The following is a 19079-nucleotide window of genomic DNA, read 5'->3' as shown; positions in this document are numbered from 1 at the left end:
GAGCCCTCAAAATGGTAAAACTTCTAATCGCAGATCGAGATTTAAATGAGCGGACAGGTATTAACTGGTTGGTCAATTCTTATGCTATTCCCTTTACGAGTGTTCTTCTCTCTGGGGCATTATCAGAGGTAGTTCAATTAATAGAGTCCGAGGTTCCAGAAGTGGTTTGCATTGAGCTTGATATGATTGAGCCACAACAGTGGGCCTATGTTAAAGAGCTAGTGAATCGTTATAGGATTAAGGTAGTAGCGATGACCGCGGAAGCTACATTTGAAAGGGCTTACGAAGCTATTCAATTAAAGGCTGTTGACCTTTGGGTAAAGCCATTATCGCCTGATACGATAAAACGAGTTTTATCTAGCTGCAGTACGTCTTCTAGCGGGCGAATAGATACAGATACCGCCTTACAGAACAAACGCCCAACTCTATCCTATCACTCTATTTTTCATTCCCAAGAGAGTTCAATTGGGGACTATCAGTTAATGCTCATTCAGCTTGAAAATGGAAAAAAGCAAAATAGTCTTCAATCTTTTATCTCTGATTATCCATTTGTAAATCAACCGGTCATATTACCATTAAGTGATATGATCGTCTGTATTTTTTCATTTACCAAAAAACAATCAAAGAGCATGTTAACGAATATTGGCAATCAATTTCTGCGAGAATGGGAGAAAGCGTACTCTGACTCCTTATCTCTCGTTATTTATGATTCTGACCAGGCTGGACTCTCGTTACATGAAAAATATTTGCACGCACGTCAAGCACTTGAGATCCGTTTTTATCAAGGCACTCGCAGGTTATTTTATTTAAATCATAAGGTAAATTGGTTGATAAAAGAACCATTTTTGACGCCTGCAGACCAAAGACTGTGGGTTGATATGCTGCACGGTGAGAAAAGGGATCAAATAAAAGATTGGATGTATCATGAGTTTTTAATTAAACAAGAGCCCTATCCAGAACCGGGATTACTACGAATCAGGCTGACGAGTATATTGGCACAAGTCAGTCGTTTTATGAAATCTCACGGACTTGTGGAGAATTCAATTACTACCAAATATCACAACGTGTTTGACATTATTTTATATAGTCCAATACTATACCGAATTGTACAAGAGTTTTTATTGTTTATTTATGATGTACTTGATTTAGCAGTGAAGAATGCTCACTCTTCCAGGATTGACATCATTGAGCAAGCTCTTCATTTTATGGAGAATCATTTTAGCAACCAAGATCTAAAATTGGAGGATGTTGCTGCACATGTAGAAAGAAGTCCTGCTTATCTAAGTACATTGTTTACTAAGAGACAAGGTAGCTCTTTTAGGGAGACGTTGACCGCATTTAGAATAAAGGAGGCTAAACGTTTGTTAATTGAAACAAAGCTTTCTATAAAGGACGTGGCAGGAAAAACCGGCTTTTATAGTGCAAATTATTTTAGTCGAATTTTTAAAGAAAAGACTGGATTACCACCAAGGAATTACAGAAATCAAAAAAAATTACTATAAACTAAAAAAATTAACATTATTAGGTAAGGTGAGAGGTGAATGGATCCTTCTCACCTTTAATTTTTAGAATAATTAGAAAGAATGTTATCTGTTTTTCAGTCTTCCGTTTTTCTAGAATAAAAATAAGACATAAGAAAAATATGGAAAAGCAGGTGACATGATGACAACTAATCAATCAAATAAAAGAGTCATTCAAAATTATACTGGAACGGAGCTCCACACAAAGGGCTGGATCCAAGAAGCAGCACTTCGCATGCTGTTCAACAACTTAGACACGGAAGTAGCTGAACGGCCTGAAGATCTTGTTGTCTACGGTGGAATAGGAAAGGCGGCTCGGAACTGGGAGTGTTTTGACGCCATTGTCGAGACATTAAAAAAACTAGAAAATGATGAAACACTTCTTATTCAATCTGGGAAACCAGTTGCAGTGTTTAAAAGCCATACAGATGCACCTAAGGTTCTCATTGCAAACTCGAATCTTGTGCCTGCCTGGGCAAATTGGGAGCATTTTCATGAGCTGGATAAGAAAGGCTTAATGATGTACGGGCAAATGACAGCCGGAAGTTGGATCTATATTGGAACACAAGGTATTGTACAGGGGACGTATGAAACATTTGCAGAATGTGCGAGGCAGCATTTTAACGGATCTTTAAAAGGAACGATTACAGTTACAGCCGGACTTGGTGGGATGGGTGGTGCTCAACCACTTGCGGTTTCTCTAAACAATGGTGTGAGTATTAACATCGAAATCGATGAGACAAGAATTCAAAGACGCCTTGATACAAAATACCTTGATATCAAAACAGATAATCTTGATGAAGCAATTAGGTTGGCTCTAGAAGCGAAAAGAGACGGGAAAGGTATTTCAATTGGTTTACTAGGCAATGCCCCGGAAGTGCTAAACAATATGATTGCAAAAGGATTTATTCCGGATGTACTAACAGATCAAACATCCTCTCATGATCCGTTAAACGGATATATTCCAGTCGGGTTTACACTGGATGAAGCAGCTGAACTTAGACAAAGAGATCCAAAGGCGTATGAGGCTAAATCAAAGGCAAGCATTGCTGAGCATGTTAGAGCAATGTTAAAAATGCAAGAACTTGGTGCCATTACCTTTGATTACGGAAATAACATTCGTCAAGTGGCAAAGGATGAAGGTGTCGAAAATGCATTTAACTTTCCTGGCTTTGTTCCTGCCTTTATCCGCCCACAGTTCTGTGAGGGGAAAGGTCCATTTCGCTGGGTAGCTTTATCAGGTGATCCTGAAGATATTTATAAAACAGATGAAGTCATTTTAAGAGAGTTTAGCTATAATACCCATCTATGTAACTGGATTAAGATGGCGCGTGAACGAATTCAGTTTCAAGGATTACCTGCTCGTATTTGCTGGTTAGGATATGGAGAACGTGCCCGCTTTGGAAAAATCATTAATGACATGGTTGCGAGCGGGGAATTGAAAGCACCTATTGTGATCGGTAGAGACCATTTGGATTCTGGATCAGTTGCTTCACCAAACCGTGAAACAGAGGCGATGAAGGACGGAAGTGATGCTGTATCAGACTGGCCAATTTTAAATGCCTTGATTAATAGTGTCGGTGGGGCGAGCTGGGTCTCTGTCCACCACGGTGGTGGTGTAGGCATGGGGTATTCTTTACATGCAGGTATGGTAATTGTCGCGGACGGAACGAAAGAAGCGGAGAAACGATTAGAGCGTGTGCTAACAACTGATCCTGGAATGGGTGTTGTTCGTCATGTCGATGCAGGCTATGACTTGGCAAGAGAATCGGCGAAAAAGCATGGTATTCAAGTTCCGATGATGAAGGAGTAATAATTGTTGTTTCTGGGACACTATAAAAATTTTTTTCTAGTGTTTATTGATTCATGCTAAGAAAGGAAAGGAAGTGTATCAATGAAACAAACCCCGATTTTAATACGAAACGCTAGCCAACTAGTTACTTTAAGAGGAAGTTCGGATCAGCCCCTTACAGGAAAGCAGATGGGGAATCTCAACATTATTGAAAACGGTAGTGTTTGGCTTGAGGATGGACTCATTTCCATGGTGGGAACTGATGAGGAGGTCATCCAAGCGTACAAAGGACGTCTGCATGAAGCAGAAATCATTCATGCAACAGGCAAGCTCGTCACACCAGGTCTAGTAGATCCACATACGCATTTGGTGCATAGTGGTACAAGAGAAAACGAGTTTGATATGAGACTACAAGGCGCATCGTATATGGAGATTATGAACAGTGGAGGAGGAATTCATGCTTCTACGAGGGCCACGCAAGCAGCAACACATGAACAACTTTTTAAGGAAAGCTTTGAAAGGCTTGAAAACTTCTTATTACACGGTGTTACAACAGTAGAAGCAAAGAGTGGGTATGGATTGACGCTTGAACATGAAATGAAGCAACTAGAAGTGGCAAATGAGTTGGGAGAAAAGCATCCAATTGATATTGTTCATACGTTTATGGGAGCCCATGCTGTGCCACTGCAGTATAAAGAGGAACCAGATAAGTTTGTTGATATCGTTGTCGATGAAATGATTCCTGAAATCGCCCGTAGAAAGCTAGCTGAATTTAATGATGTCTTCTGCGAACGTGGTGTGTTTACACCGGAGCAGTCAAAGCGCGTTTTGGAAGCGGGCTTAAAGCACGGACTCTTTCCAAAAATTCATGCCGATGAAATAGAGCCTTACGAAGGAGCAGAGCTAGCTGCGGAAATCGGAGCTATTTCCGCTGATCATTTGTTGCGAGCATCCGACAAAGGAATTTCATTGATGGCTGAAAAGGGAGTAATTGCTGTATTACTACCGGGCACCGCCTTTTTCTTAATGGCTGAATCAGCTAATGGGAGAAAAATGATTGATGCTGGTGTACCGGTAGCTCTTTCTACTGATTGTAATCCCGGATCTTCACCAACCGTTTCCTTGCCATTTATTATGAACTTAGGGTGCGTCAAAATGGGGATGAGTCCTGCGGAGGTTTTGACGGCAGCAACGATTAACGCCGCACATGCCATCAACCGAGGCAAAGAAGTTGGAAGTATTGAAAAAGGGAAGAAAGCAGATATTACGATTTTTGATGTTCCGAATTACATGGTGCTTCAATATAAATACGGAGTAAACCATGTTAGTACTGTGATCAAGTCTGGTAAGGTCGTTGTGGACGGAGGGAAGCTGGTTTGGCACAATACCCATATCCACAACTAGTCCCCCCCTCCTTCTCATGGAGGAGACCTGAAGCTGGCAGTGAATTAAAAGTACATGAATGGATACAAGGAGCTAGAGAATTAACAGACTTAAAAAATGCTGATGTGGTTATTTTAGGCGTACCGTTATCACGTTCTTCTATATCCGCGTCAGCAGCCAGTGAAACACCTGATGCAATGAGAAGGACTTGGAAATCCTTTACTACGTACAATTTAGACTATGACGAAGATCTTACTGATATGAAGGTAGTAGACCTTGGTGATGTAAGGCAGCATGTGACAGATATAAAAAGGTGCCATGAAAATATTCGTGAGGCAATGGTGAGCATGAGGACCTATCATCCAAACGTTTTGCCGGTTGTAATGGGAGGAGACCACTCCATAACGGCCATGCTCATAAAAGGATGGAGCCAAGTCCACAAAGGAGAAAGAATAGGTATTCTCCAACTAGACACACACTTTGACCTGAGGGACTTAACGGACAACGGTCCTAGTAACGGTACACCCATACGAAATCTAATAGAGTCAAAGATTATTAGAGGAGAAGATGTTTACAATATTGGGCTTCATGGCTTTTTTAACGCAAAATCTCTTAAGGATTACGCTGACAACGTAGGATTACATTACGTTACGATGAGACAGGCAAGAAAAAAAGGCATCGAGACCACAATAAGCGAGGCATTGGACGCACTTAGCCAAAAAGTGGATACTATCTATTTAACCGTTGATATGGACGTACTCGATATCAGTTTTGGACCGGGAGTTCCGGTTGCAACACCTGGAGGAATGTTCCGTGACGAACTGTTCGATGCTGTTTATCTAGCAGGAAAGCACCCAAAGGTTAAAGCTATGGATATGGTCTGTATTGATTCATATAAGGACCAAAGTGACATAACCATTAAAACGGCTGTGCATACGATGCTATCGTTTCTGACAGGATTTAAACAAAGAACATAACAAATTTTCATTACAACTGGTAGACAGTTCAGAAATTGAACTGTCTATGAAAAACATTTTGTAAGCGATTTCATAAAATGATAGGGGGAATGTATATGTTAGAACGCGAAACTAGTGGAGCAATTAAGAAACCCAATCTTAGAGTTAACAATTCTACAAACATATTAAAGTTTCTTTTATTTAGTATGGTTGGGGTCTTTGTATTCTTTATTCCTGTAACAATTGGTGAGGTTTCTTCCATAACACTCGATCATATCGTGACATGGATAAGGGGGAGCGCTTCTTCTTTATTACCGTATTATGCACTGATTGTTATATTACTTGGAGCCATCTATCCATTTTTTACAAAATCTTGGAATAAAGACAAAGTGACAATCGTATTTTCTTTCTTAAAAGTATTGGGTGTAGTGGTTGCTCTATTAATTGTCTTTAAAGCAGGGCCTGCATGGTTGCTAGAACCAAGCATGGGACCGTTCCTGTTCGAAAAGCTTGTGATTCCAGTAGGACTCGTCGTTCCGATTGGCTCCGTTTTCCTTGCCTTATTAGTAGGTTATGGACTTCTGGAATTTATAGGTATTCTCGTGCAACCTATTATGCGTCCGATTTGGAAAACTCCGGGACGTTCAGCGATAGATGCGGTCGCGTCCTTTGTGGGTAGCTACTCAATTGGACTATTAATTACAAACCGAGTGTTTAAAGAAGGGAAGTACACTGTTAAAGAAGCAGCCATTATCGCAACTGGTTTTTCAACCGTTTCCGCAACGTTCATGATCGTCATAGCGAAAACGCTCGGGCTAATGGAAATTTGGAATTTATATTTCTGGGTTGCACTGTTCGTAACCTTTCTAGTTACTGCGGTGACAGTACGTATTTATCCTTTAAATAAAATGAGTAATGACTATTACACTGAAAAGGGAGACCCGGAAGTAATTATTAAAGGAAAGTACCTCCAAAGTGCTTGGAATCATGCACTCGAAGCAGCGGGTAAATCTATGAGTCTTGGTAAAAATATATGGACCAACTTGAAAGACGGTTTCGTCATGACGATGAGTATTCTTCCTTCCATCCTATCCGTAGGTTTAATAGGTCTGGTCCTTGCAGAATTTACCCCGGTATTTGATTGGTTAGGGTATATCTTCTATCCGTTCACTTTGGCACTACAGATACCAGAACCTTTACTCGCGGCAAAGGCTTCTGCTATTGAAATTGCAGAAATGTTCCTACCAGCACTACTGGTTGTGGATGCACCTCTTGTAACAAAGTTTATTATCGGTGTTGTATCGGTTTCATCCATTTTGTTTTTCTCAGCTACAATTCCTTGTATCTTATCAACAGAAATTCCTTTAAAAATCCCTCAGCTGCTACTGATCTGGCTAGAGAGAACGATATTAACGCTAATTTTTGTAACACCTATAGCGTTTTTATTCTTATAAGCTCTGATGTGGAATAATGGACAATAGACAAAGTCTACTAGTAAATAGAAAAACTCTTTTCCTGTAAAAGGAGAAGAGTTTTTTTCTAGTAAAGGGGGACCTAATTATTGATAAACAACCTCATTCTTCAATACAGTTGTCCACTGCCCCTTATTTTTTTTAAACCATTCCGCTAATCTCTCGATATCATCAGAAAATACACGATCTTCCGTAATAGAAGGAACCACCTTTCTTACCTCATCGTAAAACTCTCTTGTTTTAGGTGACATTTTCTCAACCCCGCGGTATTGCACAGCTTGAAGGGCACATATACACTCGATTGCCAAAACGCGACGTACATTCTGAATAATCATATATGCATGACGTGAAGCAATTGTGCCCATGCTTACATGATCTTCCTGATTAGCAGAGGACGGGATTGAATCTACGCTAGCTGGATGGGCAAGGGTTTTGTTTTCAGATACAAGAGAAGCGGCACAATATTGCATAATCATGGCACCTGATTGTAATCCCGGCTGGGCACTTAAAAATGGTGGTAAATCATTTAGCTGTGGGTTTACAAGTCTCTCAATCCTGCGTTCTGAAATACTTGCCAACTCAGCTACACCAATCTTCAAGAAATCCATTGCAACCGCAATAGGTTGGCCGTGGAAATTCCCACCGGAAATGACCGTTTCCCCACCATCAAAGATTAATGGATTATCAGTCGCTGCGTTAACTTCAATCTCAAGCTTCTCCTTTACATAATCAAGTACTTGCCATGAGGCACCATGTACTTGTGGAATACAACGAAGGGAATAGGCATCCTGTACACGCTTCTCACCTTGTCGTGTGATGAGTTTGCTGCCATTCAAGAGATTCCGTATCCGTTCAGCAACTGCTGTTTGCTGCACGTATCCACGTGCCTCGTGAATCGCTGGGTGAAATGCATCAATAATACCTTCTAAGCCCTCTAGTGTAAGTGCTGAAATCCACTCCGATTGATAAGCAAGGTCACTAGCCTCAATCCAGTTCACGACACCCATCGCGGTCATGGCTTGAGTCCCGTTTATCAAGGCAAGCCCTTCTTTTGCCTTTAGCTTGATAGGTGTTAATCCTACCTCATTGTATACATCCTCGGTTTTTGCGATGGTGCCCTTGTAATGAACCTTTCCTTCACCCATTATGACTAGAGCTAGGTGAGAGAGAGGGGCTAAGTCTCCTGATGCGCCAAGTGACCCTTGCTGTGGAATTACCGGATGAATCTTAGAGTTTAATAGAGTGACTAGACGTTCTGCAATGACAGGCCTGATACCCGAAAATCCTTTAAGCAGAGCATTAAGTCTTAATAGAATCATTGCTCGTGAAACAACTTCAGGAAACGGATCACCGACTCCACATGCGTGTGAGCGAATTAAATTAACTTGTAAAGCATCTACATCACATTCATCAATCATCACATCACTAAACTTACCAAACCCAGTGTTGATTCCGTAAATTGTCCGTTTATCAGCAACAATTTTATCAACTGCTGCTCTGCTTTCTTCCACTTTTCTCATACTTTCCTTGCTTATTGTTACATGTTCTTCTTCGTAGCATATTTTTTTAATACTCTCTAATGTCAACGAATTTCCTGTTAAGTCCACCATACTGATCCCTCCGATATAAAATGTTTTTCATATAGGCTCTTTGCGTATAGATTGTTGCTTTCATAAAAATGCCAAAAGCCGGATTTTTCCTCGGTAGTACACTGGTCAAAGGTTAGAAAGTAATAAGATTCTAGAAAAGAGCCTTCATATATAAGAACCTATTGCCAAAATAAAAAGGAGACGATAATGGCATAGAGATACCATCATCGCCTCCTACTGACTAGTGGACTATAGGCAATGTTTCGTTATATATGATTAATTCCTAACCCAATCGTTTCGTGTTCTAATCCTTTTACAGGTGCACCAATGGTCCCGTAAAAAGCAATTGCGATCCATTCTCCTTCTCCTTCATCAGAGAAAGGGTTCCCTCTTACAATCGCAAAGCGTAAACCAACTGTTCTGCTCATTTCACCAATCGCTGTTCGTCCTCTTGTCACGCCCTCAATCGCTTCAATAATCGCATGGTATAAAGCGTGCGTTTCTCGGTAATAGCTCTCATGAATGAGTCCATTTCGTTTAGCAGCCGTTTCTACTGCAGATATAACTTTCTGCATATTCATTGATCCGACTTTCCCTTGGCAGTATTTTACGTGCTTTAAGGAAGAAGTGAATATGTCTAATTCCTCTTCTGACAAGGTAGCAAGCAATATGGCCATTTTACCAATGGCTACTTTCTGGCTCATAGTGAAACCTCTTTTTTCTGAATTTTCCCTCTTGACTAATAACTATCTTAAATTCTATTCTAAGCGTGATGATCATGTCAATGCATTTGGAAAATTTTAGTATATTAGCATAGTGATATGCTAAAGGGGTAAAGCTGAACTATTATAATTAAGGTTTAAGCAAATCAATCTTAAAGTTCAACAGGGACAATAAATAAGGCTGTTTTCGTATAGAATGTTGCTTTGCGTAAAAATCCCAAAAGCCGGATTTTTACCTTAGTATCTAGTTATTACTATACATAAAGAGAGTTGCTCTTTTCTAATCCAACCTCGTTTTGCTACTGAAACTGGTTGTACACCCAGAATAATTGTACTAAAAGCAACAAAATTTTAGAAAAGAGCCATAAATAAAAAGCAGGGCGAATTCATTTACGAATGGCTCTGCTTTTTAGATTTTATTCTGATAAAAAGTTATGGCAACTTACCATACTTTTTCCTTATCCTTATTCAGTTAATATTGCTTTTCCAACATCGCATTCTTCCCAGCTGTCATCCCAGCAATGCGTCCGGTTACGAAAGCAGCCGTTATGTTATACCCACCCGTATACCCATGAATATCTAAAATCTCTCCGCAGAAATAGAGTCCTTCTACTAGCTTAGAAGACATTTCCTTTGGATTAATCTCCTTAACCGAAACGCCTCCACCAGTCACAAAAGCCTTCTCAATAGAAAGGGTTCCGTCCACATAAAAAGAAAATTGCTTACAGCTTGCAACAAAAGCTTTCAGTTTCTCATGAGGTATATGATGATAGTTTAATTGTTCATCAATCTCATTATGTTCAAGTAAAAATAGTAAATATCGTTCAGGTATAAATCCTTTTAATACATTTTTAACGGATTTATTTGGTTCTTCTTTTAATGCCTTCAACATCTCCTGAAAAAGAGCCTCTTCCTTTTGATCAGGTAATGCATCAATTCTCATTTCAATTTTCTTCGTGTTGAATTTCTCCTGTGCTTTAACAACGTATTGACTGCAGCGTAATACGGCAGGTCCCGAAATGCCAAAATGAGTAAAAATCATATCCATTTTATGTGTAATTAATGTTTTTCCTTTTGGACTTATGACACTAAGTGCCACATCTCTCAGTGATAATCCTTGTAAGGTTTTATTCTTAATAAAGGGCTCGCTTGAAGTTAAGGGGACTTCAGTCGGATAAAGACTGGTAATCGTATGTCCAGCTTTTTCAGCCCAGGCATAGCCATCACCTGTGGATCCAGTGTGGGGAACTGATTTTCCTCCGACCGCTAGGATTACGTTCTGACATTCAATGACTTGTCCGTCTTTTAACGTAACAGAATGTGTTTGACCATCCTTATAATCAATAGTATGAACCGGTGAATTCGTCCAAACGGTCACATGTAATTTTTGAAGCTGCGATAACAATGCATCCACGACGGATTGCGCTTTATCAGTAACGGGGAACATTCTGCCGTGATCTTCCTCTTTAAGTTGAATACCCAACCCTTCAAAAAAGCGGATAATGTCTTCATTATTAAAGATGGAAAATGCGCTATATAGAAAGCGTCCATTTCCAGGAATATGTTTGATAATCTCATCAACGGGTAGTCGGTTGGTTACGTTACATCTACCGCCACCAGAGATGGCTAGCTTTCTTCCTAATTTATCTCCTTTATCAATCAGAAGTACCTTCGAGCCAGTTTCAGCAGCGGCAATTGCTGCCATTAGGCCAGAAGGTCCTCCACCAATAACTATTACATCATATTTCATTGTAATCCTCCGATATCATCACTCTCTAGATAACTTGTTTTGAGCTTCAAATCTACTGAACTCTAGATAAAAATGCAACAAGGCTAAAAAAGCCTAGCTAGAAAAAGAATAGCATTTTTCCCGTAAAAAGAAAAACTTGGCTCTATATTGGGTTTTCATCTATTATTAGGAGGGGAGAGTGATGAACGTGAATTACATTCCTACTGTGAATGAGGGCCACTATCCTCATGATGCTGGTTGGACAGAAGAAAACAATCAATCTATATTACTGCTGTCGATACCTGAGCTTAAAAATATAGCTCATCAGGTTATCACTGTATTTGATTATGCTTGGCTTTTTGATCGAAATCTAAATGCCTATATTTTTTGTTTTCGTATTGAAGAGGAAGAGCATGCCATCATCTTTCAGTTTACACACGCGGGAAAGCTTCTGATGGAGAAGGAAGCCTATGACAGTTTTGCAATTGCGATCACTGGAGCAGAGTTTAGTGAGATGACGGAGCACACGCCGTATTTATTACTACCCTCAATCCAGTTAAATAGGCAGCCTGTAGCGGGCTGGTAAGTAGAAAAGATACTTTTTATGGATAGTATGGTAAAATAATGCCATTGTTTGTTAACGTTGGGGGTTTTTATGTCAGGCTCAAATTTATTAAGAGGGACATTTATTTTAACATTAGGAACCTATATTTCTAGAGTACTTGGAATGATTTATGTTTTTCCATTTGTTGCTTTAGTAGGTTCTCAAGGAACAGCCCTATATTCATATGGCTATCTTCCGTACACTATTTTTCTAAGTCTATCGACTGTTGGTGTTCCAATGGCCGTTTCAAAATTTGTATCACGATATAATGCGCTTGGCGACTATCATACGAGCAGAAGGTTATTTAAACTGGGAATGCTTTTAATGTTAGCGATGGGAGTCGTATCTTTTATTGTTCTATTTATTATGGCGCCAGTTATAGCTCCAATGGTACTCGGTGAACAGGATACGACTGATACAGGGGTTAATCGTATTGAGGATGTTGTTTATGTCATTCGAATGGTTAGCTTTGCCTTATTGGTGGTCCCCGTTATGAGTGTCATTAGAGGTTTTTTTCAAGGGCATCAGTCGATGGAACCTACAGCTATATCACAAGTAGTGGAGCAATTGTTCCGGATACTGTTCTTACTAGGCTCTGTTTATTTCATACTTAAGGTGCTAAACGGAGAGTTAACAACGGCTATCGGTTATGCAACATTTGCTGCCTTTATAGGGGCGTTAGGCGGATTACTTGTATTAGGTTGGTTCTGGAAGAAAAGAAAAGCAGAGTTTAATGAGTTAACCAATCAATCTGTTGCTGTTTCGGATATCTCTACGAAAGCAATGGTTAAAGAATTAATTACATATGCAGGACCGTTTGTGTTTGTCGGTTTAGCGATCCCACTGTATCAGTTAGCTGATTTCTTACAATTCAACAAAACGATGATGGAGATAGGTAATACGAAGAAATTCTCAGAGTATGTATATTCCGTTATACAATTTAATGTCCCGAAGCTTATTATGATTCCTGTTTCATTAGCTACAGCATTCGGGCTTACCCTTGTGCCAGCTATCACAAAAGCATTCACAGATGGTGACCGAAAACTTCTACATACTCAAATCAATCAGTCTATACAGATTGTGTTTTTCTTGACGCTTCCAGCTGTGGTTGGATTAGCAGTTTTAAGTGATGAGCTCTATGCGTTATTTTATAATGTAGATGAACATGGAAGTATGCTTTTAGCTTGGTACGCACCAGTTGCTGTATTATTCGCTTTTTTCACAATCACTGCGGCGATGCTACAAGGAATTCAAAAGCAAAAACTCGCTGTGATTAGCTTGGCGTTTGGGTTAATTTTAAAGTTCTCATTAAATGTACCGCTTATCATGCTATTTGGAGGAATTGGTTCCATTCTTGCGACAGGTATCGGATATTTAGGTTCAGTCATTTATAGTTTAGCGATGATTAAACGTCATGCTCAATTTTCATTTAGGTTAACGATGAAGAGATCGGTACTTATGATTATTTTTGCACTTATGATGGTAATTGGTATTACAATCGTGATGTTGATTTTTTCTTCTTTTATTGATTATACAGACGGGAAATGGGCGACAGTAGTCTTATCTGTTATTGGAATTAGTGCTGGTGCTGGAATCTATTTATATTTAAGTTATCGTTCCAATTTAGCTGGAAAGCTACTAGGCAATAGATTTAGAATGCTAAAAAGACAAAAAGTGAATGGTTAATGTCCATTCACTTTTTTTGTCTAGGTGATTAGTAGTTGTAACCATCACCGTAGCCTAATCGACGCTCGATTCGATCAACACGACGATCAAGTCGATCAATACGGTTATTGATCCTTTGGATTTGTCTTTCTAATCGATCTAAACGTTGGTCCACGTTACCGCCGCCTCCAGGGTAACCAGGGAATCCAGGGAATCCAGGGAATGGGAAATAGTAACCTTCTTGTTGTTGTCTCGGATACATTTTGTTAGCTCCTTTGATTTAGAATACGAAATACAATATAGTGTATGAGAGCAGGTCAAATGTGGAAAGGGTTAACGCCCAAAAATATAAAATTAGTTAGGTGAATGTACATGCGTATTGATAAATTACTAGCCAACATGGGGTTTGGTACGAGAAAAGAAGTAAAACAATTATTAAAGACAGGACTCGTCCGAGTAAATGATGCCATTATAAAGGATGCAAAAACTCATGTGAATCCTGAACAACAACAAGTAACAGTAAACGGTGAAACAGTAGAATATAAGGAATTTATTTATTTAATGATGAACAAGCCACAGGGAGTTATTTCAGCTACAGAGGATAATCATGACCAAACGGTTATTGATTTACTTGAACATGAAGATTTGATCTTTGAGCCATTTCCAGTCGGAAGATTAGATAAAGATACAGAAGGGTTACTACTCATTACGAATGATGGACAGCTTGCTCATCAACTACTGTCTCCCAAAAAACATGTACCGAAGACCTATTTTGCTCTTATTAATGACGTAGTTGGTGAAGAAGATATAGAAGCATTTAAACATGGTGTTACTTTGGATGATGGCTATGAAACAAAACCAGGCGTATTAAAGGTGTTAGAGGCTGGACCAACTTCTAAAATTGAATTAACCATTACAGAAGGAAAATTTCATCAAGTAAAAAGAATGTTTGAAGCAGTTGGAAAGAGGGTAATGTATCTCAAGCGGATACAGATGGGCCCATTACCACTAGATGAAACATTAGAACTAGGTGAATATCGAGAGTTAACAGATGAAGAGATTGAACTTCTAAGAGAGGCAACAGGCAAGTAAGGGCGCTTAGTATCGTTCACATACAAAAGAAGGACTTTTTGTCCTTCTTCCTACTTTTACTATATATAACGTGAAAAATTCTGTTATCACTATGTAATCCTTTTTTGAAAGAATCTGAGGTGTTTTACGAAGTTAACTTCACTTTCTTTTCGGTTGTTGTCCATCGTCCGCGGCTTGGGCTTTCTACCAAATCGTTATATACCAGAACGTTTAAATCCCGCTGGACAGTACGCTGTGTCATTCCAAACTCATCTGCGAGTTGGTCTGTTGTCACTGTGCCACGTTCACTAATGTACATATACACTGATTTAATTCGATTTAGCATCCGAGAAGTTGAAGCCTTCAAAAAACCACTCCCTATTGTTTATTTGTGTTCCTCAACAACAAAGTTTTGAATTACTTCAATTAGAATTACTATAGACAACTCTCCTTTTCATTTTTTAGTAATATATGTCTTTACATAAACTGTATATGACCAATTCTACAAAATTCGCTGTTTTTCCTCCTGCTTTTTTTGAATTTTTCTTATTATTTCGTTAATTACTGAGAAAAGGGAAAAATGAAATGTAACTATGTTTATTTTCGCATGAGTGCTTTTGTTAGAGATTAAACTAGTGTTAAAAGTTTATTAAGTTTAACCGAGCAAGGAGATTGCTCGGTTTTTATATTTCTATAAATTTACTTTTTACATAACATTCTATTATTGTTTTTTGGTATGCTGATACTATGTAAAATTTCAGGAGGTACTTATGGTCATACTCAGAAGAATCCTTTTGATGACATTAAGATTGAATAATTGGGTATTATTTTGGTCTAGTTTTACTCTTATTTTAGGTAGCACGTTGGTGATTCATTATCTTGAGCCTGATACATTTCCTACACCGTTTATAGCTTTATGGTGGGTCATGACGACCGTTACTACGGTAGGATATGGTGATTATTATCCTGTCACGGTTGGAGGTAGAATATTTGCGATTTTCCTTTATATATTTGGCATCGGGTTAATTGGTGTTATGATTGGGAAAGTTGTGGATTTCTTTTCTGAGTTTAAAAGGAAAAGGGAGGAAGGCAGAATGATTTACAAGGGAGAAGGACATCTTGTCATAATAGGATGGTCTTCAAAAGCAAATTTTGCTATTCAGGAAATCTTGGAGTCAACATTAGATACAGATGTTGTCATTATTGATCAACTAGACAAGACCCCATTAGTAAAGGATCGTGTTCACTACATAAAAGGTCAGGCTACAACTGATGAAACCTTAGTCAACGCAAATATTACTCAAGCAAAAGCCGTGTTAATCTTTGCAGACGATAAGATTCAAAACGACGAATTAGCTGATGGAAAATCTTTATTAATTGCTACTTCTATTGAGAGATTAGGGAAACAGGTTCATACAATTGTAGAGATTTTAAATGAGAATCACATTAAAAATTTCAAGCATATTCATATTGATGATTTTCTATTATCACACGAAACGGTGTCTGGACTTGCTGTTCGCGCTGCCATTTCAAAAGGAATAACGGGTATCTATTCGCAATTGATCAGTCGCAGATATGGTGATGACCTCTTTCAACTCAAACCAAGTCCCCATTGGAAAACGTACAAGGATGCTTTTCATGCATTATTATTAGAAGGGGCTACATTAATTGCCGATAAGGACAAACTAGATATTAATAGAAGACTCGATGAATCCATTAAGGAAGATTCAATCCTCTATATCATATGTGACGTTCATACATACAAAAATATCCAAAATAAGTTTTCAGCTGTCAAGGAGTGATTACACATGAAGCATATTAATTGGTTAGAAGAGGTAGAAAAGAGAAAAGAAGATTTAATTAAGGATACACAAGCCTTCTTACAAATTGAGAGTATTTTAGATGAAGAGACAAAAGGTGAAGGTGCTCCTTTTGGTAAAGGAATTAATGATGCTCTGCAATTTCTCTTACATAAGGGAGAGAAGGAAGGATTCATTGTAAAAAATGTCGATGGCTACGCCGGACATATAGAGTTTGGCGAAGGAAAAGACCTTGTCGGCATTTTATGTCATATTGATGTGGTCCCTCCAGGTGATGGATGGACTAGTCCACCATTCTCGGCAGAAATAAGAGATGGGAAGGTTTTTGCCAGAGGTGCTCTAGATGATAAAGGCCCAACGATGGCGGCGTATTATGCTCTTAAGATTGTTAAAGAACTAGGAGTAGATGTTCAAAAAAGACTTAGGATTATTATTGGGACAGATGAGGAAAGCAGTTGGGGCTGTGTTGACCACTATTTTAAGCATGAAGAAATGCCAGGGTTAGGTTTTGCACCTGATGCAGATTTTCCTATCATCTATGCTGAAAAAGGGATTTTAGATTGTACCTTAACGCAAGAGTCTGATTCTAGAGGAGAAGCTCCTAATCACTTACTTTCTTTTTCTTCAGGAAGAAGATTAAATATGGTACCAGATTTAGCTATAGCGAGAGTAGTAGGTGATTCTTCAAGCATCATTGAAAGCTACGAATCATTTCTAGGTGAGCAACAGTTGAATGGAAGTTATAATCTTACAGACAATGTGGTGGAGCTAAAGCTTAATGGAGTATCCGCTCATGGTATGGAGCCAAGAAACGGAGTGAATGCAGGGACAAAGCTCCTTCAGTTTCTGTCTGCATTCTCGTTCAATCATCAGGCAAATCAGTTTATTGAAGCAGGCTCAACCTACTTTAATGAGGATTCAAGAGGTAATAAACTCGGCATTACTAGCTCTGATGACATTTCTGGAGATTTAACGATTAACGTTGGGATCATATCGTATGATGAAAGCAAAGGTGGCAGCTTTGGATTAAATATTCGCTATCCGGTTACTCAAAATAGCGATACAACCATTTCAACTATTAAGGAAAAAGTAGCACCGTATGGTTTTTCGCTTGCTAGCTTTTCTGACTCAAAGCCTCACCATGTGGATAAAGAGCATGAGTTGGTAAAGACCTTGCAGCGTGTTTATACAGAGCAGACAGGAGAAGAAGCGACTCTATTATCTATTGGGGGCGGTACCTATGCTCGTTCACTTGAGGTTGGTGTAGCGTTCGGACCGTTATTCCCAGGTCGCCCTGATATTGCTCATCAGAAGGATGAATATATGGAAATTGAAGATCTTGTGAAAGCAACTGCCTTGTATGCTCAGGCGATTTATGAATTGATAAAGAAATAGGTTTAGATGAAGCCCCCGATGTTCGGGGGTATTTCATGTGAAAGAAGGGTTTAACGTGCAAGGAAAACAACAAGATATAACAAATTGGAATTTTAGAATGTTTTATTTTCTTATCTTTTTAGGATTAGGTTCTTTATATCCTTTATTAGCGGTATATCTTGATGAAGAAGTGGGATTAACAGGGAGCCAGATTGGAACAATTTTATCGGTAAGTCCTGTTGTGATGATTGTGATTCAGCCACTGTGGGGGATGTTAAGTGATTGGACACAAAAACCAAGATTGCTTCTCACAATTGCCATCTTACTTACAAGTGTAATTGGCTTTATATACTCTCTAGTAGATGTATATATATTGCTATTTATTATGGCTATCTTGCTAGCAGCCGTTCAAAGTGCTGTTACACCATTATCTGATAGTATTACGCTGAATTATGTTCAGAAGGTAAAAGGTAATTATGGTTCTATCCGATTATGGGGGGCACTAGGTTTTGCTCTTGCTGTCATTATTGCTGGCGGGCTAGCAGACTCGTTCGGGTTAACGATTATTTTCTACCTATTTTCTGGAATGTTACTACTATCATTCTTGTTTTCTTGGAAATTACCTGAAGAAAATCAAGCGCTACGTGCCAATTTGTTTTCTGGAATGCGAACTTTGGCAAAGCGTCCTCGCTTCCTTTTGTTCTTATGTACAACGTTTTTAGTTTTTGGGCCAATCTTTGCTAATAATTCTTATTTTGGTCTTTTTATTAAGGACATAGGTGGAACGTTAACCGGGGTGGGGATCGCTTTTTTATTTGCTGCAGGTAGTGAAGCTCCTTTTATGCAGTTTGCCAATCGTTTCATTCAAAAAATTGGAATGCTACAAGTCTTGACACTAGCTGCCACAGTATCTATGCTACGTTGGTTTTTTTATTTCTTTGAGCCTTCCTTATATTTAGTCTACGCAACGACTATTGCACAAGGCTTTTCTGTGGGGTTATCAATTCCGGCCGCTTTACAGTATGTAAGAGATATCTCACCAAAAGAGGTTCGAGTTACCGCTGTCTCTATTTATGCAGCTGTTGGAAGTGGACTTGGGGCTTGGTTTAGTACATATATAGGTGGACTTATTCTTCAATACTACTCCATAAAAAACGTGTATCTATTCTTTGGCATTTTAACAGTCTTAGGTATTACAAGCCTTCTTGCTGTTGCAAGGCTGGATTATGTAAAGCGTAAAGCTGGTCTTCAGGTAGAACCTCGCTAAGAAGCTCCTAATAGGAGCTTTTTTCTAATTAATGTAATAATGGTTCTCCTATAATTGAAACCAGCCTCTAGTACAGTCCTCCATTTTCCCTGATTCATGAAATGTAACCAGTAAG

General features: G+C 39.0%; 16 protein-coding genes. 11 read left to right on the top strand and 5 right to left on the bottom strand.

Translation table 11 applies throughout. From position 1 onward, the window contains the following. The first annotated feature begins 11 nt into the window (after positions 1-11). From LT143_RS06485 to LT143_RS06465, 5 genes are all read left to right on the top strand, one after another. The gene (locus LT143_RS06485) at positions 12-1502 is read left to right on the top strand and encodes a helix-turn-helix domain-containing protein (RefSeq protein ID WP_246941387.1); all 1491 of its coding nucleotides are present in this window, start codon (positions 12-14) and stop codon (positions 1500-1502) included. A 160-nt stretch (positions 1503-1662) separates the two neighbouring features. Then, positions 1663-3333 (top strand): urocanate hydratase, encoded by a 1671-nt coding sequence (gene hutU, locus LT143_RS06480; RefSeq protein WP_246941385.1) that lies wholly within the window; start codon positions 1663-1665, stop codon positions 3331-3333. A gap of 81 nt (positions 3334-3414) precedes the next feature. Next, the gene (gene hutI, locus LT143_RS06475; protein WP_246941383.1) at positions 3415-4716 is read left to right on the top strand and encodes an imidazolonepropionase; all 1302 of its coding nucleotides are present in this window, start codon (positions 3415-3417) and stop codon (positions 4714-4716) included. Beyond that, entirely contained in the window at positions 4689-5672 is a 984-nt protein-coding gene (locus tag LT143_RS06470) for an agmatinase family protein (RefSeq protein WP_246941381.1), read from the top strand. Before hutI ends, LT143_RS06470 begins: the two co-directional genes overlap by 28 nt. 95 nt (positions 5673-5767) lie before the next feature. Next, on the top strand, positions 5768-7105 hold the full coding sequence (locus LT143_RS06465; protein ID WP_246941379.1) for a YjiH family protein: 1338 nt from the start codon (positions 5768-5770) through the stop codon (positions 7103-7105). Positions 7106-7209: 104 nt separating this feature from the next. Here LT143_RS06465 and hutH read toward each other — a convergent pair whose 3' ends face one another. The 3 genes from hutH to LT143_RS06450 all read right to left on the bottom strand — a co-directional run bounded on the left by hutH (position 7210) and on the right by LT143_RS06450 (position 11184). Continuing rightward, positions 7210-8733 carry a histidine ammonia-lyase gene (hutH, locus tag LT143_RS06460; protein ID WP_246941377.1) on the bottom strand — a complete coding sequence of 508 codons (1524 nt, stop codon included), beginning with the start codon at positions 8731-8733 and terminating at the stop codon, positions 7210-7212. 245 nt (positions 8734-8978) lie between these two features. Continuing rightward, positions 8979-9416, bottom strand: coding sequence for a hut operon transcriptional regulator HutP (gene hutP / locus LT143_RS06455; RefSeq protein ID WP_246941375.1), 438 nt, complete (start codon positions 9414-9416; stop codon positions 8979-8981). Between the two features lie 490 nt (positions 9417-9906). Further along, on the bottom strand, positions 9907-11184 hold the full coding sequence (locus tag LT143_RS06450; RefSeq protein ID WP_246941373.1) for a BaiN/RdsA family NAD(P)/FAD-dependent oxidoreductase: 1278 nt from the start codon (positions 11182-11184) through the stop codon (positions 9907-9909). Positions 11185-11365: 181 nt separating this feature from the next. Between LT143_RS06450 and LT143_RS06445 the strand changes: the two genes are divergently transcribed. Then, positions 11366-11749: a hypothetical protein gene (locus LT143_RS06445; protein WP_246941371.1), complete on the top strand. Its 384-nt coding sequence runs from the start codon at positions 11366-11368 to the stop codon at positions 11747-11749. A gap of 69 nt (positions 11750-11818) precedes the next feature. Then, on the top strand, positions 11819-13453 hold the full coding sequence (locus LT143_RS06440; RefSeq protein ID WP_246941368.1) for a putative polysaccharide biosynthesis protein: 1635 nt from the start codon (positions 11819-11821) through the stop codon (positions 13451-13453). Positions 13454-13481: 28 nt separating this feature from the next. Here LT143_RS06440 and LT143_RS06435 read toward each other — a convergent pair whose 3' ends face one another. Beyond that, positions 13482-13694 carry a hypothetical protein gene (locus LT143_RS06435; protein WP_246941364.1) on the bottom strand — a complete coding sequence of 71 codons (213 nt, stop codon included), beginning with the start codon at positions 13692-13694 and terminating at the stop codon, positions 13482-13484. A gap of 110 nt (positions 13695-13804) precedes the next feature. Here LT143_RS06435 and LT143_RS06430 point away from each other — a divergent pair, with 110 nt between their 5' ends. Beyond that, positions 13805-14524, top strand: coding sequence for a pseudouridine synthase (locus tag LT143_RS06430; protein ID WP_246941362.1), 720 nt, complete (start codon positions 13805-13807; stop codon positions 14522-14524). Between the two features lie 124 nt (positions 14525-14648). Here the strand turns inward: LT143_RS06430 and LT143_RS06425 are convergent, their stop codons facing one another. Continuing rightward, on the bottom strand, positions 14649-14870 hold the full coding sequence (locus tag LT143_RS06425) for a DeoR family transcriptional regulator (protein WP_246941360.1): 222 nt from the start codon (positions 14868-14870) through the stop codon (positions 14649-14651). Between the two features lie 403 nt (positions 14871-15273). Between LT143_RS06425 and LT143_RS06420 the strand changes: the two genes are divergently transcribed. The 3 genes from LT143_RS06420 to LT143_RS06410 are packed head-to-tail and all read left to right on the top strand — an operon-like array spanning position 15274 to position 18964. Then, entirely contained in the window at positions 15274-16305 is a 1032-nt protein-coding gene (locus LT143_RS06420; RefSeq protein WP_246941358.1) for a potassium channel family protein, read from the top strand. Positions 16306-16311: 6 nt separating this feature from the next. Beyond that, the gene (gene pepV / locus LT143_RS06415; RefSeq protein ID WP_246941356.1) at positions 16312-17718 is read left to right on the top strand and encodes a dipeptidase PepV; all 1407 of its coding nucleotides are present in this window, start codon (positions 16312-16314) and stop codon (positions 17716-17718) included. Positions 17719-17755: 37 nt separating this feature from the next. Next, positions 17756-18964: an MFS transporter gene (locus LT143_RS06410; protein ID WP_336296593.1), complete on the top strand. Its 1209-nt coding sequence runs from the start codon at positions 17756-17758 to the stop codon at positions 18962-18964. Positions 18965-19079 lie beyond the last annotated feature (115 nt).

Origin of the sequence: Bacillus pinisoli (assembly GCF_023036475.1) — a bacterium.
Taxonomy (GTDB): Bacteria; Bacillota; Bacilli; order Bacillales; family SA4; genus Bacillus_BS; species Bacillus_BS pinisoli.
Note: the sequence above shows the minus strand (reverse complement) of the source record. Positions and strands in the feature narration are given on the sequence as shown.